The 24,514-nt window shown below is 33.8% G+C and carries 42 protein-coding genes and 2 pseudogenes; 37 read left to right on the top strand and 7 right to left on the bottom strand.

What is annotated here, in order from left to right:
• Nucleotides 1–264 precede the first annotated feature (264 nt).
• From RA0C_RS00895 to RA0C_RS00875, 5 genes are all read right to left on the bottom strand, one after another.
• Nucleotides 265–1,275 (bottom strand): DUF6630 family protein, encoded by a 1,011-nt coding sequence (locus tag RA0C_RS00895; protein WP_013447260.1) that lies wholly within the window; start codon nt 1,273–1,275, stop codon nt 265–267.
• A 580-nt stretch (nt 1,276–1,855) separates the two neighbouring features.
• Nucleotides 1,856–2,125 (bottom strand): hypothetical protein, encoded by a 270-nt coding sequence (locus tag RA0C_RS00890; protein ID WP_004917963.1) that lies wholly within the window; start codon nt 2,123–2,125, stop codon nt 1,856–1,858.
• On the bottom strand, nt 2,122–2,574 hold the full coding sequence (locus RA0C_RS00885; protein ID WP_004917960.1) for a hypothetical protein: 453 nt from the start codon (nt 2,572–2,574) through the stop codon (nt 2,122–2,124). The genes RA0C_RS00890 and RA0C_RS00885 overlap by 4 nt, the downstream gene beginning before the upstream one ends.
• Before the next feature lie 14 nt (nt 2,575–2,588).
• Complete coding sequence (locus tag RA0C_RS00880; RefSeq protein WP_004917958.1) at nt 2,589–3,347, bottom strand: hypothetical protein; 759 nt, start codon at nt 3,345–3,347, stop codon at nt 2,589–2,591.
• Between the two features lie 269 nt (nt 3,348–3,616).
• Nucleotides 3,617–4,183 (bottom strand): hypothetical protein, encoded by a 567-nt coding sequence (locus tag RA0C_RS00875; RefSeq protein ID WP_004917952.1) that lies wholly within the window; start codon nt 4,181–4,183, stop codon nt 3,617–3,619.
• 119 nt (nt 4,184–4,302) lie between these two features.
• Between RA0C_RS00875 and RA0C_RS00870 the strand changes: the two genes are divergently transcribed.
• The 37 genes and pseudogenes from RA0C_RS00870 to RA0C_RS00720 all read left to right on the top strand — a co-directional run bounded on the left by RA0C_RS00870 (nt 4,303) and on the right by RA0C_RS00720 (nt 24,028).
• On the top strand, nt 4,303–4,482 hold the full coding sequence (locus tag RA0C_RS00870; RefSeq protein WP_004917949.1) for a hypothetical protein: 180 nt from the start codon (nt 4,303–4,305) through the stop codon (nt 4,480–4,482).
• Complete coding sequence (locus tag RA0C_RS00865) at nt 4,479–4,688, top strand: hypothetical protein (protein ID WP_004917947.1); 210 nt, start codon at nt 4,479–4,481, stop codon at nt 4,686–4,688. Before RA0C_RS00870 ends, RA0C_RS00865 begins: the two co-directional genes overlap by 4 nt.
• A gap of 55 nt (nt 4,689–4,743) precedes the next feature.
• Nucleotides 4,744–5,058 carry a hypothetical protein gene (locus RA0C_RS00860; RefSeq protein WP_004917945.1) on the top strand — a complete coding sequence of 105 codons (315 nt, stop codon included), beginning with the start codon at nt 4,744–4,746 and terminating at the stop codon, nt 5,056–5,058.
• Entirely contained in the window at nt 5,036–5,158 is a 123-nt protein-coding gene (locus tag RA0C_RS10615; RefSeq protein WP_004917943.1) for a hypothetical protein, read from the top strand. The genes RA0C_RS00860 and RA0C_RS10615 overlap by 23 nt, the downstream gene beginning before the upstream one ends.
• A complete protein-coding gene (locus RA0C_RS00855; RefSeq protein ID WP_004917941.1) occupies nt 5,155–5,340 on the top strand; it encodes a hypothetical protein in 186 nt (61 codons plus the stop codon). Before RA0C_RS10615 ends, RA0C_RS00855 begins: the two co-directional genes overlap by 4 nt.
• Nucleotides 5,341–5,454: 114 nt before the next feature.
• On the top strand, nt 5,455–6,027 hold the full coding sequence (locus RA0C_RS00850) for an ERF family protein (protein ID WP_004917939.1): 573 nt from the start codon (nt 5,455–5,457) through the stop codon (nt 6,025–6,027).
• Nucleotides 6,027–6,785, top strand: coding sequence for a YqaJ viral recombinase family protein (locus RA0C_RS00845; protein ID WP_004917938.1), 759 nt, complete (start codon nt 6,027–6,029; stop codon nt 6,783–6,785). The genes RA0C_RS00850 and RA0C_RS00845 overlap by 1 nt, the downstream gene beginning before the upstream one ends.
• A 24-nt stretch (nt 6,786–6,809) precedes the next feature.
• On the top strand, nt 6,810–7,106 hold the full coding sequence (locus RA0C_RS00840; RefSeq protein ID WP_004917937.1) for a hypothetical protein: 297 nt from the start codon (nt 6,810–6,812) through the stop codon (nt 7,104–7,106).
• A gap of 88 nt (nt 7,107–7,194) precedes the next feature.
• Nucleotides 7,195–7,386 (top strand): hypothetical protein, encoded by a 192-nt coding sequence (locus tag RA0C_RS10485; RefSeq protein ID WP_173003795.1) that lies wholly within the window; start codon nt 7,195–7,197, stop codon nt 7,384–7,386.
• Nucleotides 7,387–7,409: 23 nt separating this feature from the next.
• Nucleotides 7,410–8,186: a conserved phage C-terminal domain-containing protein gene (locus RA0C_RS00830; protein ID WP_013447259.1), complete on the top strand. Its 777-nt coding sequence runs from the start codon at nt 7,410–7,412 to the stop codon at nt 8,184–8,186.
• A 12-nt stretch (nt 8,187–8,198) separates the two neighbouring features.
• Nucleotides 8,199–9,254, top strand: coding sequence for a P-loop NTPase family protein (locus RA0C_RS00825; RefSeq protein ID WP_013447258.1), 1,056 nt, complete (start codon nt 8,199–8,201; stop codon nt 9,252–9,254).
• Nucleotides 9,229–9,630, top strand: a complete 402-nt coding sequence (locus RA0C_RS00820) for a hypothetical protein (protein ID WP_231919856.1) — start codon at nt 9,229–9,231, stop codon at nt 9,628–9,630. Before RA0C_RS00825 ends, RA0C_RS00820 begins: the two co-directional genes overlap by 26 nt.
• Nucleotides 9,631–9,745: 115 nt before the next feature.
• Entirely contained in the window at nt 9,746–9,910 is a 165-nt protein-coding gene (locus RA0C_RS10430; RefSeq protein ID WP_004917927.1) for a hypothetical protein, read from the top strand.
• Nucleotides 9,907–10,194, top strand: coding sequence for a class I SAM-dependent methyltransferase (locus tag RA0C_RS00815; RefSeq protein WP_004917925.1), 288 nt, complete (start codon nt 9,907–9,909; stop codon nt 10,192–10,194). Before RA0C_RS10430 ends, RA0C_RS00815 begins: the two co-directional genes overlap by 4 nt.
• Before the next feature lie 25 nt (nt 10,195–10,219).
• The gene (locus RA0C_RS00810) at nt 10,220–11,032 is read left to right on the top strand and encodes an adenine nucleotide alpha hydrolase family protein (RefSeq protein WP_004917923.1); all 813 of its coding nucleotides are present in this window, start codon (nt 10,220–10,222) and stop codon (nt 11,030–11,032) included.
• Between the two features lie 110 nt (nt 11,033–11,142).
• The gene (locus tag RA0C_RS10610; RefSeq protein WP_014411191.1) at nt 11,143–11,274 is read left to right on the top strand and encodes a hypothetical protein; all 132 of its coding nucleotides are present in this window, start codon (nt 11,143–11,145) and stop codon (nt 11,272–11,274) included.
• Nucleotides 11,253–11,570 (top strand): annotated as a pseudogene (locus tag RA0C_RS10500) (hypothetical protein). The gene RA0C_RS10610 and the pseudogene RA0C_RS10500 overlap by 22 nt, the downstream one beginning before the upstream one ends.
• Nucleotides 11,571–11,676: 106 nt before the next feature.
• Complete coding sequence (locus RA0C_RS00805; protein ID WP_013447253.1) at nt 11,677–11,973, top strand: MazG-like family protein; 297 nt, start codon at nt 11,677–11,679, stop codon at nt 11,971–11,973.
• Between the two features lies 1 nt (nt 11,974).
• Nucleotides 11,975–12,430: a hypothetical protein gene (locus RA0C_RS00800; RefSeq protein ID WP_013447252.1), complete on the top strand. Its 456-nt coding sequence runs from the start codon at nt 11,975–11,977 to the stop codon at nt 12,428–12,430.
• Nucleotides 12,430–12,675 (top strand): DUF551 domain-containing protein, encoded by a 246-nt coding sequence (locus tag RA0C_RS00795; protein WP_013447251.1) that lies wholly within the window; start codon nt 12,430–12,432, stop codon nt 12,673–12,675. Before RA0C_RS00800 ends, RA0C_RS00795 begins: the two co-directional genes overlap by 1 nt.
• A gap of 23 nt (nt 12,676–12,698) precedes the next feature.
• The gene (locus RA0C_RS00790) at nt 12,699–13,448 is read left to right on the top strand and encodes a hypothetical protein (protein ID WP_004917912.1); all 750 of its coding nucleotides are present in this window, start codon (nt 12,699–12,701) and stop codon (nt 13,446–13,448) included.
• Between the two features lie 183 nt (nt 13,449–13,631).
• Nucleotides 13,632–13,787 carry a hypothetical protein gene (locus RA0C_RS10415; protein ID WP_013447250.1) on the top strand — a complete coding sequence of 52 codons (156 nt, stop codon included), beginning with the start codon at nt 13,632–13,634 and terminating at the stop codon, nt 13,785–13,787.
• A gap of 29 nt (nt 13,788–13,816) precedes the next feature.
• Nucleotides 13,817–13,996, top strand: a complete 180-nt coding sequence (locus tag RA0C_RS00785; protein WP_013447249.1) for a hypothetical protein — start codon at nt 13,817–13,819, stop codon at nt 13,994–13,996.
• A pseudogene (locus RA0C_RS00780) lies at nt 13,997–14,197 on the top strand (hypothetical protein); the annotation flags it as partial.
• A 40-nt stretch (nt 14,198–14,237) separates the two neighbouring features.
• Nucleotides 14,238–15,062: a BRO family protein gene (locus RA0C_RS00775; protein WP_004917901.1), complete on the top strand. Its 825-nt coding sequence runs from the start codon at nt 14,238–14,240 to the stop codon at nt 15,060–15,062.
• Nucleotides 15,063–15,635: 573 nt separating this feature from the next.
• Nucleotides 15,636–15,956, top strand: coding sequence for a hypothetical protein (locus RA0C_RS00770; RefSeq protein WP_004917900.1), 321 nt, complete (start codon nt 15,636–15,638; stop codon nt 15,954–15,956).
• Nucleotides 15,957–15,958: 2 nt separating this feature from the next.
• Nucleotides 15,959–16,708: a phage antirepressor Ant gene (locus RA0C_RS00765; protein ID WP_004917897.1), complete on the top strand. Its 750-nt coding sequence runs from the start codon at nt 15,959–15,961 to the stop codon at nt 16,706–16,708.
• A 62-nt stretch (nt 16,709–16,770) separates the two neighbouring features.
• Entirely contained in the window at nt 16,771–17,085 is a 315-nt protein-coding gene (locus RA0C_RS00760) for an SH3 beta-barrel fold-containing protein (protein WP_004917895.1), read from the top strand.
• A gap of 102 nt (nt 17,086–17,187) precedes the next feature.
• Complete coding sequence (locus RA0C_RS00755) at nt 17,188–17,616, top strand: recombination protein NinG (protein WP_004917892.1); 429 nt, start codon at nt 17,188–17,190, stop codon at nt 17,614–17,616.
• Nucleotides 17,613–18,071, top strand: a complete 459-nt coding sequence (locus RA0C_RS00750; RefSeq protein WP_004917890.1) for a hypothetical protein — start codon at nt 17,613–17,615, stop codon at nt 18,069–18,071. The genes RA0C_RS00755 and RA0C_RS00750 overlap by 4 nt, the downstream gene beginning before the upstream one ends.
• Before the next feature lie 31 nt (nt 18,072–18,102).
• Nucleotides 18,103–18,237 carry a hypothetical protein gene (locus RA0C_RS10605; RefSeq protein WP_004917887.1) on the top strand — a complete coding sequence of 45 codons (135 nt, stop codon included), beginning with the start codon at nt 18,103–18,105 and terminating at the stop codon, nt 18,235–18,237.
• Between the two features lie 6 nt (nt 18,238–18,243).
• On the top strand, nt 18,244–18,948 hold the full coding sequence (locus RA0C_RS00745; RefSeq protein ID WP_013447247.1) for a phosphoadenosine phosphosulfate reductase domain-containing protein: 705 nt from the start codon (nt 18,244–18,246) through the stop codon (nt 18,946–18,948).
• Entirely contained in the window at nt 18,923–19,648 is a 726-nt protein-coding gene (locus RA0C_RS00740; RefSeq protein ID WP_004917883.1) for a ParB N-terminal domain-containing protein, read from the top strand. The genes RA0C_RS00745 and RA0C_RS00740 overlap by 26 nt, the downstream gene beginning before the upstream one ends.
• Nucleotides 19,638–20,120, top strand: a complete 483-nt coding sequence (locus RA0C_RS00735) for a hypothetical protein (RefSeq protein ID WP_004917881.1) — start codon at nt 19,638–19,640, stop codon at nt 20,118–20,120. Before RA0C_RS00740 ends, RA0C_RS00735 begins: the two co-directional genes overlap by 11 nt.
• A 94-nt stretch (nt 20,121–20,214) precedes the next feature.
• On the top strand, nt 20,215–21,513 hold the full coding sequence (locus RA0C_RS00730) for a PBSX family phage terminase large subunit (RefSeq protein ID WP_004917880.1): 1,299 nt from the start codon (nt 20,215–20,217) through the stop codon (nt 21,511–21,513).
• A gap of 113 nt (nt 21,514–21,626) precedes the next feature.
• Nucleotides 21,627–22,985, top strand: a complete 1,359-nt coding sequence (locus RA0C_RS00725) for a phage portal protein (protein ID WP_013447246.1) — start codon at nt 21,627–21,629, stop codon at nt 22,983–22,985.
• Entirely contained in the window at nt 22,985–24,028 is a 1,044-nt protein-coding gene (locus tag RA0C_RS00720) for a hypothetical protein (protein WP_013447245.1), read from the top strand. Before RA0C_RS00725 ends, RA0C_RS00720 begins: the two co-directional genes overlap by 1 nt.
• Here RA0C_RS00720 and RA0C_RS00715 read toward each other — a convergent pair.
• Nucleotides 24,023–24,226 (bottom strand): hypothetical protein, encoded by a 204-nt coding sequence (locus RA0C_RS00715; protein ID WP_013447244.1) that lies wholly within the window; start codon nt 24,224–24,226, stop codon nt 24,023–24,025. The two genes, RA0C_RS00720 and RA0C_RS00715, sit on opposite strands and share 6 nt — an antisense overlap.
• The gene (locus RA0C_RS10410) at nt 24,208–24,357 is read right to left on the bottom strand and encodes a hypothetical protein (protein ID WP_013447243.1); all 150 of its coding nucleotides are present in this window, start codon (nt 24,355–24,357) and stop codon (nt 24,208–24,210) included. The genes RA0C_RS00715 and RA0C_RS10410 overlap by 19 nt, the downstream gene beginning before the upstream one ends.
• Nucleotides 24,358–24,514: the final 157 nt, after the last annotated feature.

The raw sequence follows: 24,514 nt of genomic DNA, 5'->3' as shown, positions 1-24,514 counted from the left end.
AATAATTAAATTTTTTATATTTCTATTTTTAATCTCTGCAAAAGCCGAATCTGCGAAGATTTTCTTTTTATTTAGATTTTAAAAACTAAATATTAATAAAAAATAAGATTCTCTTCATTTTTAACCACTTTTTTATAACTATACTATAACAGAAACGGAGGTTTATTACCGAAGACAAGACTTCTCAGTATAAAACACCGTATTCTAAATATAAACAAAATTTTCAAAATCCCACTTGTGATAATACCCTATTGGTAGTAGCTCTTATTTCTCGTAATAGCCGTATCCAATCTCGTTAATTACTTTTTTTATTTTGTCTTTGTCTGCTATTTTATGCAAAACAATTACATATTCATCAGATTGTGTGTCTATAAATCCCATTTGCAGTCCTTTTTGTCTTATTGGTTTGTCAAAATCTTCAAAAACGTTGTCGCATGAAACTGAGACATGTTCTTCATAATCTTTTTCATTAGGTAAGTCTATTGATAAATTATAATTCTCTTTCAATGATGATTGTAATACCCATTCTAAATCTTCAATACCAGCTTTCCAATCCAACCTCAAAATAAATGGAACATTGTTGTTATCTAAAAAGCTCATTATGTAATTCAGTATACTGTCTTTGTCATAATTTTTAAGTCTTTCAATAAATGCAATAACATCTTTCTTTTTAGGATTTAGAGCAATGCATAGTTCTGTCAACTCTTTATAGGCATTTTTGTGAGCTTCATTCAAAAAAGGACGATTTTCTTCTATTTTTCTTAATTCTTCCTCTTTCTTTTTTTCTTTATCAACAACAATTTGCTTGTTATATGTAGTTTCAACAAGTTTTTTAACTTCTAAAATAGTGTTTTCTATCTTTGAAACTATTTCACTATCAGCAACTTCTTTATGCAAATCAGGAATCTGAAACCATTTTACATCTTTTCCTCCATTACATTTTCTTAACTCTATTTTGTCGCCTAATTTTGAAATAAAATAGAACTCGGAAGGAAAAGTGTAATCATCATTATCATAAAAAATTATTGCGTTGGGCAAGTAAAAATTTCCTTCTTTTGTATTATAATTTATTCCATCTCTTGAAATTATTACGGTTTTAAAAGTTTCTTTTTTTGATTTTAGTAACCCAAAGAAAAAGTTAATTGAAACAGGAGGAATTTCAAATTTATCGGTGTCAGTATTGTTGAAAATATAATCAAATAATTGTAAATTAATTACATCATTTTCAAATGATTTTCCAGTTAATTTTTCTTCGTGATAATATATTCTTGCCATAAGTTTGTTTCAATATTTATCTTTTTGTAGCCATTTGTCAAAATTACCACCACTGATGACTAAGTCACAAATGAAGGGCAAGTTCAATTTAGCACTAATCAAGACAAATACTTTTTGGCTTCGCCGAACCACTTCGTTAGGTTTCAACGTCACTAAATTAAGCAAAATAGCAGAAATGAAAAGCATTTTATCATGAAATACGCCCTAATTTATATCATTACCTAAACTCCGTCTTTTGCAAATAATACATAGCGGTAGTTTCTTATTTATATAAACCCACTGTACATTACGGTATTAAGTAAAAAAAACATTCACTTTATTGATAAACAAAATGTTGTTTTAGCCACAAAACATTTGCAAATAAATAGCCTGAGTAAAATTTAAATATTGGACATTAGGAGTAGCGAAAATGGAATTTGTTTACTTTTGTTTATTTCATAAAAAAACCGATGAACAAAGTCTTTATTCATCGGCGTTTTGAGCAATTTTGCGGAGAGAGAGGGAAACTTTTTGACCATTTTTTGCCATTTTTGAAATTTTAATTTATTGATAATCAATATAGTTTTGTTTTGACTTTTTTTTAAATTTGTGCACTTTTGGTGTTTTGTCTAGGGGTATCTGTTACCCCAAAAATCCAATTAAAATCAATGCCATAAACTATTCCTATTTTGTGTATCTGCTCAACGGTAAAGTGTGCGTTAATGCCACTTATATCTTGTTTTTTAATTTTATTAAACCGTTGCTTGGAAATTCCAATTTCATCGTAGAACTCTTGGAGCCTTTTTATTTCTCCGTTCTTCTTTAGGTATCTCGGCAGGCTCAATATTCTTTCGTCTATCGCTGTTTTCATCTTAATAATTTTTCCATATACTTAGAAAATACAGGGCTGTTCAATCTGAAATAATTATCCTTAAAGAAATCAGGTAAGAAAATATTGGTGCTCGCCAGCTTACTTATATGAAAAAACAGTAATATCGTAGGACTAGACGGACACCCTCCTATTCCTAAAGCCATAAAAGTAGGGCTTTGCTCATCATACTTTCTATATCTCTCTAGCTGTTCTTCCGTACAAACATTAACATTGTACCCTCTAGGTATTCTGAATTTAGCCTCTACGCTATACTCCTTCCCTGTTCTTATTCTTCTAAATGTAAAATCAGGATTATTGCAATCTTCTATCAATCGTTTGCTTGCGTCCTCAAAATTAGGCGTCTTTCTAACGACTATATATCTATCAACAGGAAACATTATATCCTGAACATAATCCTCAAATATCTTTCCTTTTTCAGTAGGACTCATAATTTCTATTTTAATTACATTGCTACTCTCTCAAACATTGCCCAAGCAACCACTTGAAACATCTTTGAAACAAAATCAATAGGCAACTCCTCAGGCTCATATCCTGAATGAACCTCTAATGGGTCAGGAATCAACACAAGTGTATTTGAGTCTCCTTTCTTTCTTTTTACCCTTTTTACGGTTCTCATTTCGTTTTTAGTAATGATACCATACAGCTCATTTGTTGGGAAATAAGTTTTCCAATCCTCTACTTGTCTAAATCCTACAATGGCTCCACTGGGAATTATCTTTGATATAGAGTTTCCCACGAGATTAGTAGCAAACTCTGCCCTTCTAAAATCTGGACTTTGGATATAAAATGATGGATTCCCAAGTGAAAAAATCTCATCAGAGTTCCAACCTCCAGCAAAATCAACATCATAATAAGGTGTGCCTTCCGATGGGGTTCTTTTTATCTCTGCGTCTAAAATTACTTTTACCCCCTCCCCTTTTATCGGAGTTTCTTCTGAAGACTTTAGCATTTCGCCTTTGCCCGTTATGAACCACTCTCTATTTAACTGCGGAAAAGCCTCCACTATTTTATCAACAACACCTTCTGTTAGATACCTCTCGTCTCCATTTAATGCAGCTGAAAAATTAGAGCGTGTATATCCTATCTTCTCAGCTAAAAGTGTTTGCGTTGTAAATTCTGTCGTTTTTTTCAGATAGTTATAAACAGTATTTAATCTATCCTTTAAATTATTTTTAATACTTTTCTGTATTATCTTTTTCATATATTTGTATTATTATTTTAACATCCTAAACATTGCTAATATGAACGATTTAGAAATTATTTACAAAGCAATCAACGAAGAGAAATATGATAAAGCTCTCTTATCAAATGAGCTATCAAAAAAAATTGTAGCCAAAATACACCAAGAAAGAGCTTCAAATATTGTTAAAGAAACAATCTTTCGTTCTTTACTTCTTGATAAAAATACACCCATTCATACCAAAGAAAATAACACTTCGCTAGTAAATAACACTGAACAGTCAAAATCATCTAACGAATTGATGACATATCTAGTCGTTCTCTTAATAGTTCAAATTTTTCTTTGTCTATTGCTTTTAAAAAATCTATAGATTTTGCTTCAAATAATTTCATTATTTCTTTCTGTTCATATTCGTGTTTAAATGTTATTCCCGTTTCTGTATATTCTAAAACAGCTCTTAGCATTACTTTGCACAAATCTTCATTATGTGAGTTATTTATTACAATATCAGAAAATGTGGAAAGTACACCATAATCATTTTGTCCCTCCATATAATACTGAAAAAAATGGCTGTACATTACTGTATTTGCCCCTTTCATCTCTAGCATAGACTTATCAAACTCTTCTTGGGTAGCCTTAAATTTTTTATCAACTTCATTTAATAAGTTGGTTTTTTCTTGCTTAAAATCAATTATTTGGAAAATCTGATATCCTATTAGTAAGGTTATGAGAAGAGCCAGAATGGTAATGATAGAATTAAACATATCTATTTCAATAGGGCTAGGTCTAAAATACACCAAAGAAATAGCGATTAGAGAAATTACTAAGGAAATAATGCTTAATCTAAAGCTTCTCATAAATTTTTAATATTGATTTTCAGTTAATTAAATTGTTTAATACAGAATTGTATCATTATTATTTTTATATAATACAATTTTGTATTATATTTGCACTATCAATTTAACGGGTTAAAGTTATGAAAAAAAGAATAAGCCTACCAAGTAAATATCACAAAATCTTAAGAGAAGAGTTTGGGGTAACTCAACAGACTATTACTAACGCTCTAAAATATTTCACAGAGAGTGAACTTGCAAAGAACATTAGAAAAAGAGCAAAAGAATGTTTAAAAAAAGAAATAGACGAGATTGAGATATGACAGCAGAGCAACTTATACCAATATTTAGAACACAATTAACATTAGTGTGCGACCCTAAAGAGACAGAGAAAATTCATCGCTGGATGTTAGGGGTAGCGGAAAGCAAAGAAAGTAGAAAGAAGAGGTTGCACGCTATGTTTGATTCCAAAGAAAGGTATAAAATATATCCAAAACCAAAGAGAAAAAGAAGAAAAAAAGCCCTCTAACGGCAATTAGAGAGCAAGTTTAATAAGAATGTTAAATCCTTAAAAAATCAAAAGTATGGCAAAGATACAACAAAACTTAGAAACCTTAAAATTTAACGATTTTGGGTTCAATTACGAGGGTAGAAATACTACCCCTACCGTATGGTTCGCAATAGACGAAGACGACACTGTTTTAGTAACAGTAGATGAATTTGGAGAGGTAAATATCACAGATGAAAATCTTTGCCTAAAAGACCTCCAAATGTCAGAAGAAGCCCAAAAAGGCTGGGTAAATATAGCGAAACAAAAGCTATACGAAAACCAAGAAGAAGACCTAGAACTAGAGTATCATCTAGCAGACCTAAAAAATGACTTTAATAAAAATAAATAATCAAAACGGCTATTGGCTTATCAACGGTAAAAAATACCAAGAAGCCACCGAGTTTGAGAAAGATATACTAGACTACTTCTTTAAAAAGTCCAAAAAATGAAAACACTATCAAAAATAACAACAGTAACGGCGATTATTTACGCTTTCGCCGTATCAGAAAGCCACGATACAATGGCTTTGATGTCTGCGGTAGGGCTTTTATTGATAAGCCTTTTTATGAATGTAAAAGAGCAAGAAATCACAAACTTTTTCAGAGATGAAAGCGAGGATAAAACAATATAAAACCCAAAAGGCAAAACGAATAGGTTACTACCTATGGCTATTGCCTGTTAAGAAAGGTTACGGCATTTTTTCGTAACCCCCAAGAAACAAAATCAACAATTAAAAATATACAAAATGGAAAAACTCATCAAAATACAATCAGAGCTAAAAGCCCCAAAAGGGCAATATAATAGCTTTGGTAAATACAAGTACAGAAGTTGTGAGGATATATTGGAGGCTTTAAAGCCAATATTACTAAAACACGATTGCACATTAGTTATTACCGATGAAATAAAGCAAATAGGTGATATTATTTATTGCGAGGCAACAGCGACAATTAGTGATAAAAACACACAAATATCCGTAAAAGCTCAAGCTGGTATTGACCCCACAAAAAAAGGAATGGATATATCACAAACATTCGGTGCGTCGTCATCTTATGCACGCAAATATGCTTTAAATGGTTTGTTTTTAATAGATGATACTAAAGACGCTGACACTAACGAACACAAGCAAGTATTAGACACGAAACCCAAGATACAAAAAGCAAATGAGCCTGCAATGTGGCTAAATAAAGACACAGAACAATGGGCTAAATTAGTATCAAGCATAGACGAAGGTAAAACATTTACAGTTAGCGATATTAGAAAAAAATACAAGGTATCCAAAGAAACAGAAGCTGAACTCAAAAAATTAGGAATTAACTAATGGAAGAAATAAACAAACTTGGAGGACTTGGAGCTTCTGAAATTGGAGCGTTATTTACCCAACAAGGGCTAAAGGCAAAGACCGCTCAAACCCTTGCTTACGAAAAAGCCTTAGAGTTGATTTTAGGTCAAAAAAAACATCTTACAACAACAGCAATGCAACACGGCATTTTTAATGAAGAAGAAGCCTATAATGTAATTATACAGCCTAATTTTCAAAATACTGTTTATCAGTCAGATGTTAGTTTTGAAATAGACAAAGGATTATGGGCTACTCCTGATGTAATTAACCCCATAGACAATTATTGTATGGATATAAAATGTCCATACACTATATACACTTTTAAACAAAATATTGATAAAGTACCTGCCTACTACTTAGCACAAGTCCAGATGCAAATGTTAGCGACGGGATTTAACAAAGGGTATTTAGTCTATTACCTTACCTCTAATGTTATGGACGAATGGGGCAACAAAATAGAGTTTGATATTCCATTAGACCAAAGATACCATATCAAAGAATTTGATGCAGATATAGAATTTCAAACAGAGATTAAGGAACGAGCAAAAACCTTTTTTGAGATGAGAGACACAATAAAATCGCACTTAGAAGAAGCACCTTTAATTACAGATGTAGAGTATATGGATTTAGCAATGAACGACCATAGAATTACAAGATTTAAAGACAAGAGCAATCTATTAGCGTGGAAAGGTCTCATTTATAAAAACGAAAGAGAAGGCTATTTAGTAATTGAATAATAATTTTTAAAAATATAAAAACCAATGGTACAATCATTTTACGGTAGTATTAACTACGACAAACTATTAGAAAATCTTAAATCAGGTAAACTAAAAACTTTTAAACACGAAAACGGAACACGATATATCAATGTCAATGTATATATCAATGATGAACCTGACAAATACGAAAATGACGGTTCTATATCCTCTCCATTAAAAGAAGAATATCATAAGGATAATATAAAATCTGTATTCATCGGAAATCTAAGAAAATCAACACCTAAAATACAGGAAGCAAATGCCGATGATTTTCAGGACGACGACGATTTGCCTTTCTAACTAATGAAAATAGAAGGGAGTAATTTTAATCTAGGTAAAATGGGTACCACTTTTTTCATTTGGAATAGCGAGAGGACCATTTACCTAGATGCGAAAAATATCACAGAGGCAATCAGAGAAGCAAAAGAAAAAACAAATGGTACTCATTTCAAAAAAGAAAAAGAAAAACACCCTCACCGCTAAGATAAGAGCGGTCAATAGACTGCCAAATGGGAAGTACGAGATAATAAATACAGAAGTTAAGTATAAAGAAAAAAATGGAAAGGTAAAGGTACTTTAAGCCACGATAGGAAATAAAAAAATATGAATTATATAGTTCTCATAAACAAATTTTGGCAATGCAACTTAGAGCGTTGCATCAGCCCTAACGACACAAGATTATACTTCTATCTGTTGCATACTTGTAATTCGTTGGGCTGGAAGCAACCCTTTGGGCATTCCGACAGACATTTAAGTATCGCACTTGGAATGTCAGTTAATACTGTTAGAGATGCTAGAAATAGATTGATGCAATTAGGACTTATTGACTTTAAAACACCGCAAAAAAGAAGCAAGGGAATAGACGGACAAACTAAATATGTTTTTCCAACTGTATCAACAGGTGATACGGTTCTTGATACAGTTTCTGATACAGATATTGACACGGTTTCTGATACGGTTCTTGATACAGTTTCTGATACTAACAATAAACTAAATAAAACTAAACTAAATGTTCTTTTAGAAAAAGAACCAAAAGGGTCTCTTTCGGATTTGGAAGAAGAGGGAAAAGCGAAGCCCAATAACGATATAGACTTTGAAAAGCTATTAAACTTCATAAGCGACAAAACAAAACGCAAGTTTAAAACGATAAACGACCAAATAAAGAGAAAGTACAAAGCTAGATTAAAAGAAGGATACACAAAGGAGGATATACTTGAGGCTATCGAAAATGCGGTAAAGGACAAATACCATATGGAACAAGGCTATAAATACCTAACACCTGAATTTTTTAGCCGTCCCGTAACCCTAGATAAGTACAAAAATACAACCTCTCAAAAAGCCACAGAAAAGAAGAAGACTTACGGAATTTGGAGCGTTTAAAAAATTAGAATTATGGCGTTTATAGACTTAGCTTCGGTTCATTCAAAGATGCGAAAACTCCGCACAAAGGGAGAGATAGACCCAGTCTATTTTTCGTTTGAAACTTGGAATGACTTTAACAATGGAAAATGGTTAATGGGAAGTAGGAAATGTACTTTGCTAATAGGTGGCGAACCCAATCACGGTAAATCACAAGTAACTAACGAAATGGTAATGCAGCTTATTGAAAAGCACCATTTCAAAGTGGCTTTATTTACCACAGAAAGCGGAGATGTAGAGAAAGTTTTCACACAGTTTTGCGGAATGTATCAAGGTAAGCCATACACTAAAGTCAGACCAGATGGAAAGCCCAACAAGTACGCTATGACAGATGAGGAAGTAGCAGAGGCAGAAGATTTTATTTTAAGACACTTGTATATTTTCAAGCAAGATAGAAAAGACACCTCCTATCAGAAGCTAGATAACATCTACAAAGAGTTAGCAATGGCGGAGGCTAATTATGGGATAAAGTTTGACTGCCTTGTGATAGACCCCATTTACGATATAGACGACTTTGAGCCTAAAGCGGGTGAGGTGCTTAGAGTATTGAACAGAATAAATTTAGAAGCAGAAGAAAATAACAGGTTCGACATCATAGTGAACCATGTGGCGGAGACGGCTAAAGTAACAACCAAAAGCGGAAAAAGAATAAAACTTACAGCTTTAGCTGACGAGTTCTATGGAGGAAAAAATAACAACAGAAAAGCGATGTTGCAAATTTTAGTCCATAGACCAGAGCCAAACGAAAACCCAGAGGGAGACGAGGAGTATGTAGCCGAAAACCAGACAAATATACATATCCTGAAAATTAAGCCTGAAGGGGTTGCTAAATGGGGGATTTACTCCATTTACTACGATTGGAGAAGCAGACGATATTATGAGATGTTTGACGACAAAGTGCAGTTTGCACAATGCACAAAATTCAAGGACAGAAGACCCAATCAAGAGTTTAAAATAGAAGAATTTAGAACCACTCCAAGTGAAGCATTTAATACAATAAATTATGAAACAGACGAGATGCCTTTCTGACGAAGTGAAAGAAGCGTTCATAAACTTTGTAATGGACGCCAACGCAAAAACAGAAAGTGTAACAGATGTTCATTATCAGAAGTTGATGAGTGATAAAATAAGATTCATTACAGATTGGTCTCATAAATACCTCTCTGAATGTGATTTGAAAGTGTTACAAAAACACCCTTTAAGTCCAGAAGAAGGTCTTAAAGGATTAGAAAAACTAAAAAAAACAGAATGGTACAAAGGAATACAGCAAATACAGCAAATATCAGAACAAGTGAATTACCAAACCAAAGACTTATTCACGATGATAAAACGGCTTTCGATAGAAAATATACAACTGAGAGCAGAGATTGCAAGGTTAAAGACCCCTCCCTCCCACTCAAAATGATTGCCGAGTTAGCTAAAAAGAAAACGGTTTTTAGCGAAGGGCTTAGAAACTTTGTAGAGCTTGAAAAACAAAAGAAATTCCCAAAAGAAATACTAACCATAAAAGACACCAAAGAATGGAAGGAATTACACTCCAACGAAGCAAGGAGCAACGAAGAAAAGCCTTAGAGGTATTAGAAGAAGCCAAGAAACTCAATAGACCTGTGGTCTTTCTGAAAAGAGGGCAAAGCCTAGAGCAAAAGCCCAAGAGAAGAAATAATCCTAATAAAAAAGCAAAATGAAATACCAAAACCTATTCAACCAAGACTTTTACCCTACTCCTAGAGAGGTTTTAGACCTTATGGAGTTAGATGTAAATAACAAAACTATTTTAGAGCCAAGTGCAGGAAAAGGTAATATTATAGATTATCTGAAAGAGTACGGAGCTAAGGAGGTTCTTTTCTGCGAAATCAACAAGGATTTAGCAGAAATATGTAAAAACAAAGCCAACCAAATAGGCACAGACTTTTTGGAATTAAAACCAGAAGCTGTTGCAGGAGTAGAAGCTATCATTGTGAATTCATAAAGCAAAATGTGTTACCAGAAAAACTATGAAAAATTTAATAATAACAGTGTCTGGAGGGAGAAGTTCCGCTATGATGGCACGACATATCCAAGTATCCGAAAAATATAAGGATTACAATAAGTTGTTTGTTTTCTGCAATACAGGAATGGAGCGACCAGAGACGATAGATTTTCTCAAAAATATAGAGAAGCATTGGAATATTCCACTTGTTAAAATTGAAGGCGTATATTCATCAGAAATGGGTGTTGGGGTTAGTTACAAGCTAGTAGATTGGGATAACTTAGATATGACTGCTAAACCATTTGAGAATGCTATTGCACACAAAAATAAAGGAGCATTTAATGGTATGCCCAACCTTGAAGCCCCTTTTTGTAGCGAAATGCTTAAAACATTACCTGCTAAAAAAATTGCAGATGATATTTTCGGTGTGAATAGTTACTTAAAAGCTATTGGATTTCGTAAAGAAGATATGCCCAAGCGAATAAGTTGGGCAGAAATCAAGGAAGACAAAATAAGGATATTTCCACTTTTGACTGATTTTCAATTTCCAATAGGACAAATGGAACTAAATAAATTTTGGGATAGTCAGCCATTCAAGTTGGAAATACACAACAAGTATGGAAACTGCGAACTATGTTGGAAAAAATCTGACGCCAATCTAATAGATGTTATCCGAAAGGGAACTCGTTTTATAGACTGGTATAGAAAAATGGAGGGGAAATATGGCAATACCTCTTTTAGAGGTCATAAAAGTATTGACGATTTAGTAGAGCTTTCTAAGCTCCCTTTTACAGGAGAGCTAAACTTTGAAGAAAACAAGTGTGTTTGCAATTTTTAAAACTATAATTAAATGATACAGAACTATCTAAACATAACCCCCCCACCCTAAGAGAATTGAATGCCAGGGACAAAGAAGCAATACGCGAAAAGCTAGAAGAGCTACGGTATATGAAACAACTTTATGAAGGGCATAAAAAGAAAGTATTAGAGAAATACAAGGAGCTTAGAAAAAAAATCATAGACAACGATAACCAAATACAACAATTAAAACAACAGCTATGCAAAAACAAACATTTATAAAAGCCATTGAGGCTATAAAGAAACAATACGAATACGATAAGGAAGTAGCTGAAAATTTAAGTAAGGTTTTTACTGATGTAAGTGAAAACGACTTAATGCCCAAAAATCACTATTTATCTAATATGCTACTGAAAATCCTACAATAAGAAATGAATGATAAATACGATTACATAGGGTGGTTCTGTTGGGAAACAGATTTCGGAAATAAGCAACTGTGTATTTTACACGAAAATAAAAAGATACATCTGAAAACACCTGATGAACTTTACGATTTTTTAAAAAACAATAAACAATGATTGAAATAGGAGAAAATTTAGAAGCAGTAATAATGAATATAATTGGCTGTGCAGCTATTGTTACAGTATTTTATTTATCAATTAGAAATGACAAAAAGTAAAAATTATGGAAAAACTAATCAAACAAATCAAACAATGGGCTGACGACAAGGGAATACTAGCTAAAGCAACGCCCACAAAACAAGCACTCAAAACATTAGAAGAATGTACAGAACTACTCACAGCTATTGCAGATGATGATGGAACAGAAATAAAAGATGCAATAGGAGATATAGTAGTTACGCTAATTATTCAATGTGAGATGCAGAATCTGAACTTTATAGACTGCGTACAAAGTGCATACGATGTAATAAGCAAAAGGACAGGAAAAATGATTAACGGACAATTTGTAAAAGATAAATAAAATGGAAGTATTAGACAAAATAAAACAGATGTGCGATGGGATAGAATACTCAAGAGATGTCCCAGAAGAAGCTAAAAAGTTAGCCAAAGAAAATAACATTATCATTATTGTAGGAGGCTCGGACGACCTTATGTATTGTTATGGTGCGGAATGTTACCTAACAGAATATATAGAACACCCTTACGGTTGGGACGGCGATACATTGCAAGGTATAGAAGATGATGAGTTGGAATTTGAAGCATCACAACTAGGTCTTATGATTTGGTGGTGTGGGGAAATTCTAGATGCAGGTCTAAAAAAAGAGGGCTACAGTGTAGACGAAAGCGGTGCTTTCAGTTATTCTGTTAAAAAAGGAATAGACTTTAGAGAGTTTAAAGTCTTAGAGAATGACCATGTTTATTGTACAGGGATTATAATCCAACTACCTGATAATTTCCAACCAGCAAATAAGCAATAATGACGACAGACAATTGGATAAAAGTAGAAGAAAAATTACCTAACGAAAATGAAACTGTTTGGATAACGAATGGCAAAGGTTGGGTAGCGTTAGGCTGTTTAGCGTATGTTGAAGACGGTTATTTGTGGGGAATTTCAAACGGCGAAATATACCCAAAAGACGGCAAGATAATGACAGAGGCAGATTTAGAGGAGGATTTAGATGTTGTTTTTTGGCATTCAGTGCCAGATATGCCTAAAATTTAATAGATGAGAACAAAATAAAAATTATGAGCAGATATAACCTATTTTCAGGTAACAAAACAATCACTGAAACAGTTGCAAAAGCATTAGGCTTTCAGATAGACAAGGACACTCATTTTGGTTGGTTTACAAAGGATATATATTTCCAAAGTTATTTTTATTTAAGCAAAAGATTTGGCTTCCCGATAGAGGTTGATGATTATAAAAGAGTAACGATATGGGAGTTTGCTGTCAAGGATTTTAGAATAACTGTAAATTTAGATTCATCTAAAGTAATATTTATGATATTTGGAAAATATCAAGAATCAGCAATAGTAAAAAACACCCCCTATAACGTTAAATTTTGGAGAGAGATTAGTAAAAAAATAGCCGAATATTTACCTTTTCACAAAGAGGAGGGTTGGAGTGATTTTCAAATAAATAAATATCGTGAGTTATTAAGTGATTTTAGACAAGAAAATAAAATTTCTAAAGAAGTTTCTGAAAAAGAAATTTGGGATAAATATGGCATTGCTTTTTATGAAAAACTAATAGAATACAACAACAACCTTGTAGGTGTTTCTTATGAAGATTATGAAAAATATGGTGATTATATGAACTCGTATAGAAGACGAGCATTAAGAACACTAGAGCAGTTTCTGCACAATATGCTAACTCCTATTTGGATAAGAGATGTCCCTTTAAACATTAAAGGCTTTATGACCGATAGCGAGGCTTTTTATTATACAAAAAGATACGACAACAATATTGCAATAAAACTAATAAATGAGGTATAGATAAATATTTAGACTCTTTCCTTGTTTTAGCTATTGACTTTTATGGTTCAATATATAATATTGACTATGATTCGAAACATATTATAGTAGGTTATGATAAAAATATTAAATGGGACTTATCCAAGCCCTACCTCAAAGACCAATCAAAAGAAGTAATTGACTTTTTATATAATTTAATAGAAAATGAGAAAACTCCCTAACGATATTAGCCGATGTGCTAACAAAGAGTGTCCATTAAAAGAACAATGCCTAAGATGGCTAGATACTGGGAACGGAATAGTCCCACTATCAATGTTTGAGCCTAAGGACGGCAAATGTAAACATTTAATTGAAAAATAATGACGATATTAAGAAAACAGAGGAATAATATGGATTTATATTTATTTTATTACGAGGGTGAAGAGGACGGTTGGACTTTTGAAATAGAAGCAAACAATCCTTATGAAGCATTTAATAAGGCTTACAGGTCTTATGGTCCGCAAGTTAAAGAAATGATGTATAAAGTGATAGAAAAAGGGAATAATAAAAAGATAGAAATTTTAGAATAAATGAAGTTACAATCAATGATAGATTTTGTATTAAGTCAACAATACGAACCCATAAAAGGTAAAATTTTTAAAAAAAGATGCACAAACTATGCTGAATTTTTAAGAATGCCATTGAAATTATCAATGTTAATTCCTTGTGATGAAAATGAAAATCCGTTTAAAAAGCCAGAATTTTTAAGAGCAAAACATAAGAAAGTCTACTTTTTTTTGTATTTTTGTATAAATTTAGTATAGATAAAATATGAGTGAATTAGTTCATAATACAGATGCTGACGGACTTTCTTTTGAAGATTTTAAGCAAGAAAATGGTATAACTTATTGGTGGGCATCAGACTTAATGAGGATGTTGGCGTATCCTAATATGAAATCATTTCAAAAAGTTTTAGATAGAGCTACTAAGGCATTTGTTTCATTGAATATTCCTTACTATGATAATATTTTACCTGAACAAAGAACAATAGATAATAACACCTTTCAAGATTTCAAACTGACTCGTTTTGCGTGTTATATGGTTGTAATGAATGGAGACCCCAAAAAAATAGAGGTTGCACAAGCACAAGCATATTTTGCTCAGCAAACACGAAAATTTGAATTGTATATAGAAAATCATCAGGAAATAGATAGGCTTTTAATTAGAGAAGAATTAACGGAAGGGAATAAATCTCTTAATTCTACTCTGAAACACGCAAAAGTTCAAGATTATGCGAAGTTCACAAATGCGGGATATTTAGGAATGTACAATATGAGAAATTGGGAGTTGGCTAATAAACGCAATGTGAAAAAAGAAAAGCTGATGGATAGCATGGGTAGAACTGAATTGGCAGCTAATTTATTCCGTGTTACACAGACAGAGGAACGAATTAAAAGTAAGGGGATACAAGGACAGCATAACCTTGAAGCTACACATTACGAAGTTGGCAAAGAGGTAAGAGAAATTATCAAAAAGAATGTTGGTAAAAATCCTGAAAATCTTCCTCAGGAAAAACAATTACCTGATGTAAGAAAAGAACTTAAGGCAGGATATAAAAAAATGCTCAAGGAGGATAAGCAAAAAAAGAAAAAATAGAACGATTATATATTGTAATAAAAATGCCCCAATTGTAGGGGCTTTTTTTTATGCATCAAAGAAAAAAATAAAAAATTTTCTACAAAAAATTTGGTGGTTTGATTTTTTGTCGTATATTTGCAGTGTTCAAAACCCGTGAGGATTTTTATATTCTCAATTTAAATAAAGATATTAACTCATTGGCGTGAGGGTGTCGTGTAGTAGTAATACTATACAAATTCGTGAAACACGGGTTTTGAACAGCACCTACTCACGCTTTTTTTATTTTTTATTATTATGTTCAAAACCCAAACAACCGCACCAACCGCAAACAACAGTAGCGAGGTGCAAAACCAAGACCCTCTAATAACAGTTTTTTTATACCTCAAATAAAAAATTTTCTACAAAAAATTTGGTGGTTTGATTTTTTGTCGTATATTTGCAGTGTTAAACCATCGTGAGTAGTTGTATACTCAATAAAAATAAAATATAAACTTACAGGCGTAAGGGTGTCGTATAATAGTAATATTATACACTTTCGTGAACACGATGGTTTAACAGCACCTACTTACGCCTATTTTATTTTTAATTATTATGTTAAACCATCAAACAACCGCACCAACCGCAAACAACAGTAGCGAGGTGCAAAACCAAAAAACCATTGATAGAGCAAAACGCCTATCTGAGTTTAACTCTTGTTTTGGTGTAGACCAAGACAATCTATTTTACCTAGTTACAGAGCAAATGGATATGCTTACAGGCGAAATTCGCAAAGGGTATTACCAAAATGCTGAACAAAGAGTAGCCAACTTAGCCTCTTTGCTTTGGGCGATGCACAACCGATTACCTAAAGATTTTTTTGAAGATGTAGAATTGTTGACAGATGATATTTTGCTTAACACTAAATCTGCCTAACTATGAAAGCGTTAATCAAAATTACAGAACAAAATGGCAAACAAGCCGTGTCAGCTAGAGAGTTACACTCTTTTTTAGAGATAAAAGATAAATTCGCAGATTGGATAAAGCGAATGTTTGAGTATGGATTTATTGAAAACATTGACTATCAGAGTTTATCGGATTTTTCCGAAAAACCTAACGGCGGTCGCCCCTTAATAAATTACGCCCTTACGCTAGATTGTGCAAAAGAGATTTCAATGTTACAGAGAAGCGACAAAGGCAAACAAGCGAGGCGTTACTTCATAGAGTGTGAGAAGAAACTTAAAACCACCCTACCCACCACCTACAAAGAAGCCTTACTTGAACTCATCAAGAAAGAAGAAGAAAAAGAGGTATTACTCTTGCAAAATCAAGAGCAACAAGCTCAACTTGAAGCACAAGCCCCAAAGGTATTATTTACAGAGGCGGTAATGGGTAGTAAGACCTCGTGTCTTATTGGCGAGTTAGCCAAAGTAATTACTCAAAACGGTTACGAGATAGGCGAACGGCGATTGTTCAAATACCTAAGAGAAAATGGCTATTTGGGGCGTAAAGGCGAACGCTACAACATACCCAATCAAAAATATGTAGAACAGGGTATTTTTGAACTCAAAAAAGGCACTCGTTCAGGTAGCGGTGGCGTTATGCATACCACCATAACCACAAAGGTAACAGGCAAAGGGCAGGTTTATTTTGTAAACAAATTTCTCAAACACCTACAAAGTGCCTAACAACAAATGGGGCTGAAACACGCCCCTATTTACACAATTCTAAACCATAAAATTATAAACTTATGAACCCAACATATTTAAAACAAATAATGCAATTAGCGTGGCAGTTTTTCAAACAAACAGGTTTAAAATTTAGCGAATGCCTAAAAAAAGCGTGGGCAAATTACAAACTAAAAAAGAGAATGCAACAGGGTATTGTTCGTTTCTACTTTCAAAAGGTAGACGGTAGCATTAGAGAAGCGTGGGGTACTTTGAAAGCCGATTTACTACCTGAAACCAAAGGTTCAGAACGAAAAGAAAACCCAACCACACAAGTCTATTTTGATACAGAGGTCAATGAGTTTAGGTGTTTTAAAAAGTTTAATTTAATGTATTGATAATTTAAAAGCGTGTTTTAAAATCAAAATCTTTATTTTTTTTGAATTTATACACGCTTTAATATTTGAAATATAATAGATTAAGACTACTTTTGTAAAGTAATGATTGAAGCAAAAGCCATACAGAAGTACAAAACAAAGACAAGGGGTAAGTTAGTAGAACAAGCTCAAAAGTTAGTAAACTCTTATGTGCGTCAAAGAGACGCAATAAACGAAAGAGGCGACTTTATTTGTATTTCGTGCGGCAAGTATAAGCCCAATCATCAATGCAATGCAGGGCATTATTTCAGTAGGGGCGGTTATCCGAGTGTAAGATTTGACCTAGATAACATTCATAGTCAATGTATACAGTGCAACCTGCACCAACACGGTAACCTCATACCCTACCGAGAAAACCTTATCAAAAAGATAGGCGAAAAGAGGTTTGAACAATTAGAGCAATTATCAAAAATGAGTATTAAGCACGATAGAATAATGCTCATTGAGTTAATAGAAAGAATGAAACAACAATTAAAAAAAATAGAAAAATGAAAATAAAGGTAAATAATACAGAAGTTGAGGCTTACAAGCTGTTAATGAGAAAGCCTTATGCAGAAGCTATCGCAAACGGTAGTAAAACGGTAGAAATAAGAGATTTTTCAGACTTTTATCATAAAATGTTTGTAGATAAAGAGAAGGAAAAAACCTTTAATAAGTATTTGGAAAATCCAGACGGTTCTATGGGTATAGATGATATTGTGCGTGAAGATATAACATACATTAGATTCACGAACTATAATCAATCGTGGCACTTAGATGTAGAAATATACCCACCGCACATTATAAGCCCAGCAGATGAAGAAGATGTTAAATTTGTAAGAGAATCATACGGATTTAACGAGCTAGATGAAGAACCTGCAAAATTCAAAAATCTAACAGATGAAGACGAAGTGCCTATGATTTTCGCAATACCTATTGCAAGAGTAATCAATAGAGAAAACATTTAAAACAAAATTAACCATTAAAACTTAAATTATTATGCCAGAACCTTATGCAGTTCGTTACACAGGCGGGAAAAGACAAGCCTACCGAACAAAAAAAGACTACGAGAAAGGGAAACTGTCTTCTTTTGGTAGAACTAACAGAAGATTGAAGGCTAACGGTGCAATTTAGTAATAAATGAACCTGCTAGCCGACACAATGAAGAGTATTAAAGCCTTGTCTGAAAAAACGGACAGGGTTTTACTCTTTCATTCTGCCAATGGCAAAGATAGCATCGCTTTACTCGAAATGTTAAGCCCTTATTTCAAAGAGGTAAAGTGTGTGTATATGTATATGGTCAAAGACCTTTCGCATATAAACAAATATATTCTTTGGGCTGAAAAAAGATATAAGAATGCCTCGTTTATTCAAACCCCACATTACGCCTACTACAACTATAAAAAATTAGGCATCTGCGGGACTAATGAGGTAAATTATGCACAATACAGCCTATCAACAATTACAGAAAAAATTAAGGAAGAAACAGGTATCCAATGGGTAGTGTATGGGTTTAAGCAAAACGACAGCCTCAACAGGAGGTTGATGTTGCGAACCTATGAAAACGAAATAACAAACGAAGAGACACAAAAGATATACCCATTATCCAAGTGGTCTAATAAAGAAGTTTTGCAGTTTATAAGTAAAAAAAGACTTATAGAACCGTTACAATATGGAAATGTAGGAAACACAAGGTCGCAAGGAACAGATGTAACAAACCTTTCTTTTCTTTTATGGTGTAGGGCAAACGCTCCAGAGGATTTAAAAAGAGTTATAAAAGAGTTTCCCGACACGGAAAGAATTTTATTTGAATATGACTATGAAAAACAAAATAAAGCAATCTGAAACTAGAACTATACTAAGAAGCCAAATAACACCTGCTCCATACAATCCAAGAAAGATAACCGATGAAGCAAGAAAAGCCTTAAAAAAGAACATCAAGGCAAACGGAATTATAGGGGGAATGGTATGGAACGAACTAACCACAAATTTAGTATCGGGGCATCAAAAATTATCTATTGCTGACGAAGTAAACAAATACAATCCCTCTACAAAAGAAAACGACTACGAGATAAAAGTAGAAGTTATCAATGTGGATTTAAAGACGGAGAAAGAGCTAAACATATTCTTTAACTCCAAGTCCGTACAAGGAGAAATGGACTACCAAAAATTGGCTTTAATCGTTCCTGATATTGATGTAGATTTGGCAGGTTTAGATGATATAGACCTTTCTTTTATAGAGGTAGAACTACCTAAAGACTTAAATATTGAAGTGCCTACTTTTGAACCTCAAGAAGAAAAGAAAGAAAAGGCTAAAACACAAGATAGTGAAGAAAAAGCCTCACAAGAGGAAAAAAAACAAGCCGTAAAAGAAGCTAAAGCGAAAGTTAAGGAAGGAGCCGTTTACGAGGGAGACCCTTATATCACCCTATCTTTTGACAGCTATGAGAATAAAGTGTTTTTCTTAGAGCGATTTCACTTAAACGGAGATACTAAGTTCATAAAAGGAGAAGAATTTGCAGAAATAATAGAGAATGGAGAATAAAGTAGGAAGACCCACGAAATACGACGCTAATTATCACCCTGCACAAGCATTAAAATTTTGTTTGGCTGGGCTTACTGATGCTCAAATGGCTAATTTATTTGAGATTACAGAAGGGACTTTAAATAATTGGAAGAACGAACACCCCGAATTTTTAGAGTCCATAAAAAAGGGAAAGGAAGAAGCCGATGCTAATGTGGCTTCTACTCTGTATAAAAGAGCTTTGGGGCATAAGGAAAAAAGACAAGTACCAATCAAAGTAAAGCAATATGACGAACGCGATAGACAGATAGAGAAAGTAGAAGTTGTAGAGGTAGAAGACTATTATCCTCCTGAAACATCAGCCCAAATATTTTGGTTGAAAAATAGACAACCTAAAGCGTGGAGAGACAGGCAGGATATAGAGCTAAACCAAAAAGGCAGCATCAACATTTCGGATTGGCTCAAAATAAATAATCAACAAGAAAAAGAATAATTTTTTATAAATAATACAATTTAGTCTAATAAAATCCCCAGCGTAAGACCAAAACAAAGCAAAAAACACGCCTTTATATTGACAAATTCACAAAATGCCAATAAAAACACAAGAAGTATATAACCCACTTTACACCAACAAAGACAAGTTTATTATACTCCTTACAGGAGGTAGAGGGTCTGCAAAATCCTACAATGCGACTACCTTTGTAGAGCGATTATCTTTTGAAGCTGGGCATAAGATACTCTTTAGCCGTTACACGATGACCTCCGCTCGTATTTCTATCATTCCAGAGTTTGAGGAGAAAATAGAAAAAGAGGGCGTGCAGGAATATTTTACAGTAACAAACAATGAAATACTAAATAAATTTTCAGGAAGTAGTGTTTTATTTAGAGGGATAAAAACTTCGTCAGGAAACCAAACGGCAAACCTTAAATCCATACAAGGGATAACCACCTTCGTGGGCGATGAAATGGAAGAGTGGGAAAGCGAGGAAGATTACGAAAAGTTAATCCTATCCATTCGTCAGAAAAATAAACAGTTAAGAGTTATACTGATACTCAACCCTACCGACTCCGACCATTTTATTTATAAAAAATACATTGAAAACACCCACAAGATAGTACAGATTGACGGTGTAGATGTGCAGATAAGCACCCACCCCGATGTCCTACATATCCACACGACCTATTTAGACAACATAGAGAACTTGTCGGAACAATTCTTGTCTAATATAGAACGTATAAAACAGGAAAGTATAGAGCAGTGTACTATAAACGGTAAATTAGCCCAAGTCCTATTTAATAAGAGCAAGTACGCTCAAAAAATCATAGGCAGGTGGGCTGATATGGCAGAGGGCGTTATCTTTACTAATTGGAAGGAAGGCGACTTTGATACATCTATTCCTTACTGCTATGGTCAAGATTACGGATTTAGCATAGACCCAGATACATTAGTTAAGGTAGCTATTGACCACAAAAGAAAAATTATCTATGCTGATGAGAAATATTACGGAAACAATCAACTCTCAACAGATGATTTGTATCTGCTAAATAAAAGCCTTATAGACCGAGAAAATGATTTAATAGTAGGCGATAGTGCTGAGCCACGACTAATTGAGGACTTGCGTAAAAAAGGATTAAACATAAAACCAACAAAGAAAAAGCCTGGCATCGTGTCCGCCTCTATTTTAAAAATTTTAGAATATCAAATTATTGTAACCGAGAACAGCTATAATCTCAAAAAGGAACTCCGTAATTACGCTTGGAACGATAAAAAAGCAGGTATCCCTATTGATAAACATAACCACTTGATAGACGCTCTTCGTTACGGCTTTATAGAACTTGAAGAACCAATCCAAAACGATTTACAGCAGATTGCGAGTATTTTGTAAATAAAACACGCTTTTAAAATCGAAAATTTAGTTTTTCTGTCAAATCCTCCCCTGTTGCTATTGTTAGCGGTTTTCGGTATGGTTAATTTTGTGATTATCACTAATATATCATTATGAATACCATTGCTCAAGAAATAGAAAAACATAAAGGGGAGCGTACTTTGCCTGATATTACGCTGTTCAACTCCCAATATGAAGTAAAAAAGCATAAAATTTTTACCGATTTGGTAAAATACCCGGATAGAACGGTGGTGTCAGACTATACAGACGAAAAAGGAAATAAGCAAAAACAAAAAGTAACCATACCCCTTAATCGCATCGGTCTTCCCTATCAAAAAAAGATAGTCAATATAGCAACTACCTTTTTATGTGGCGAACCTATCAAATACACGAATAACCTCGAGGACGATGAGCTATTTAAAGCCTTTTTAAAGGTTATTGAAAAAAACAAGATGAAATTTGTGGATAGGGAAATCGCAACCTCTGTGGGACGATTTACAGAATGTGCCGAGCTTTGGTATTTTACCGATGAACCTAACGAACATTATGGGGTTAGAGCAAAATTTAGGCTAAAGGTTAAAGTTTTGACACCTGACATTTATAGCTTATATCCGAAATTTGACGAAAACGACAACCTTATTTCTTTTGCTCGGGAGTTCAAGAATGGAAATAAAACCATTTTTGAGGTTTATACAGACGAAAGGATTATCAGATATGAACAAGAAAAAGAATGGAAAAAAATAAGCGATATTCCTAACGCAATAGGAAAAATTCCGATAGTGTACTACAAGCAGGAAAATGTAGAGTGGGCAGATGTGCAAACTGCCATTGAAAGATTGGAGCACATTTATTCTAACACCGCAGAAAGCAACGACCGCTTTTCTTTTCCTATTTTAAAACTAAAAGGCAAAGTAACAGGGCAGTTATCACAAGACAAGTCTGGGCGTGTACTACAGTTAGAAGAAGGAGCGGAAGCTGAATTTGCCAATCAACCCCAAGCTAACCAAAGCCTCACGGAAGAAACCGACCGTTTAGAACGAGATGTTCACGACTTTACCGCTACACCAAATATTAGCTTTGACAATATGAAAGGTTTGGGTAATATGTTAGCAGGAAGCAATGCTGAATTTTTGTTTTTATCGGCACACCTCAAGGTAATGGACAAGCTGGCTATTTATATTCCTGCCCTTCAAAGAAGAGCAAGTATCATCAAGTCGCACCTGCAAATGTTCAATGTAAAACTAAAGAATGATGACTTAGATGTAGAGCCAATTATTACACCTTTCATCATCAATAATGAGGCGGAGTTTGTTCGTTTCTTAATGGAAGCTAATGGCAATAAGCCTCTCTACTCGCAAGAATATGCTATGCAAAAACTCGGCATTAAGAATCCAAAAGAAATGATGCAGCAAATACAAGAGGAAGACGATAGAATTAACGAATTGGCTAATGGCAAATCATTCGCTATCTGATGGACTTTGATACGCTACACAGGAAACGAGTAAGGGAATACGGAAGAACCCTTGAACAAATCTACAATGGTTTGATTGCAAGGGTTTCATATTTGGTGGTTAAGTCTGATATTACAGACAAGATTTACCGCTTCCGCAATAATAAAAAAATACTACTGGAGATTGAAAAGGCTTTAGATTCTTATTACAAAAACACGCTTAATACTATCAATATAGGAACGGAGAAACAGTGGCAATTCGCAAATGAAAAATACAATGTTTTGCGAATTGCTACTTTGGAAAGGTTAGCTCATAAACTAAGCAAGGAAACCTATATCCGAGAGATTGAAAAGGTATCAAAAACACCTCACAATCTGAAAGCCTTACATTCTTTTCAGCAACGAAAGATAAACGATTTTACACTATCCGAAAGAGTTTGGAGTATTACCCAACAAGTAAAGTCCGAGTTAGAGATGGCGATTGATGTTAGCCTTTCGGAGGGAATGGGTGCCAATGAACTCGCTCGTAAAATCAAAAAGAACCTAAACGAACCCGACAGACTATATCGCAGGATAAGAGATAAGCACGGCAATTTAGTATTAAGTCAAAATGCCAAATATTATAATCCAGGTCAGGGCGTTTACCGTTCGGCACACAAAAACGCTTTACGATTAGCTAAGGAGGAAATTAACACCGCCTACCGCACCAGCGAACAAATAAGAATAATGCAGAATAATGATGTGGTGGGCGTAGAAATTCATTTATCCCCAAGTCATAAGATTTACGACATTTGCGATGAGTTAGCAGGAAGGTACCCTAAAAATTTCATCTGGAATAAGTGGCATATTGGCTGTATGTGCCACAGAAGAACCATTTTAAAAAGCGATGAGGAACTCATAAAGGAACTCAACAACAACCAAGAACTGCCACCTGAAACCTCTAAATATTATATAGGAGCAACACCGAAGCAGTTTAATCAGTGGGTTAAAGACAATAAAGACCGCTTTAAGAATTGGAAGTATAAACCCGAGTGGATAGAAAATAACGCCAAATTAATTTCATAACTTCTCCGCCTCCCTTTTAATAAAAGCAACCAAATCATCAAGGTTTTTTTGATTAAACCAATGGCGGGGATTATTATCATTTTTTTTACAATTAAAGGTAGAGGCTTTCACTCCCATAATTTCTGCCGCCTTTGTTCCTGTCATTCCAAATAGGTCTAAGATTTCTAAAATCCGTTCCTTTATTTTATCATTATCCATATAAGCCCAATTACAGCAATGCCAATTAAAATAATCTGCTCCAAAGACAACTCAAGAACAAAAGTTTTTTCGTAACCCTCCGTGTTTATTTCTTTCCATTTAGAACGAATATTTTTTAAAAAATATTTCATAACTTTGTTTTATGAAAAATCAATGAGGTGGGATTTTAACCCCACCGAGTTAGAAATTAGAAAATTAGTTTTAATAAATCTTTGATTGCGACCAACAACCTGATTTTAAAACCTCTTTTCAACTTTCTAAAACTCAATTCAAATCTGAATTTCATTG

This window comes from Riemerella anatipestifer ATCC 11845 = DSM 15868 (assembly GCF_000252855.1).
Classification (GTDB): Bacteria; Bacteroidota; Bacteroidia; order Flavobacteriales; family Weeksellaceae; genus Riemerella; species Riemerella anatipestifera.
Note: the sequence above shows the minus strand (reverse complement) of the source record. Positions and strands in the feature narration are given on the sequence as shown.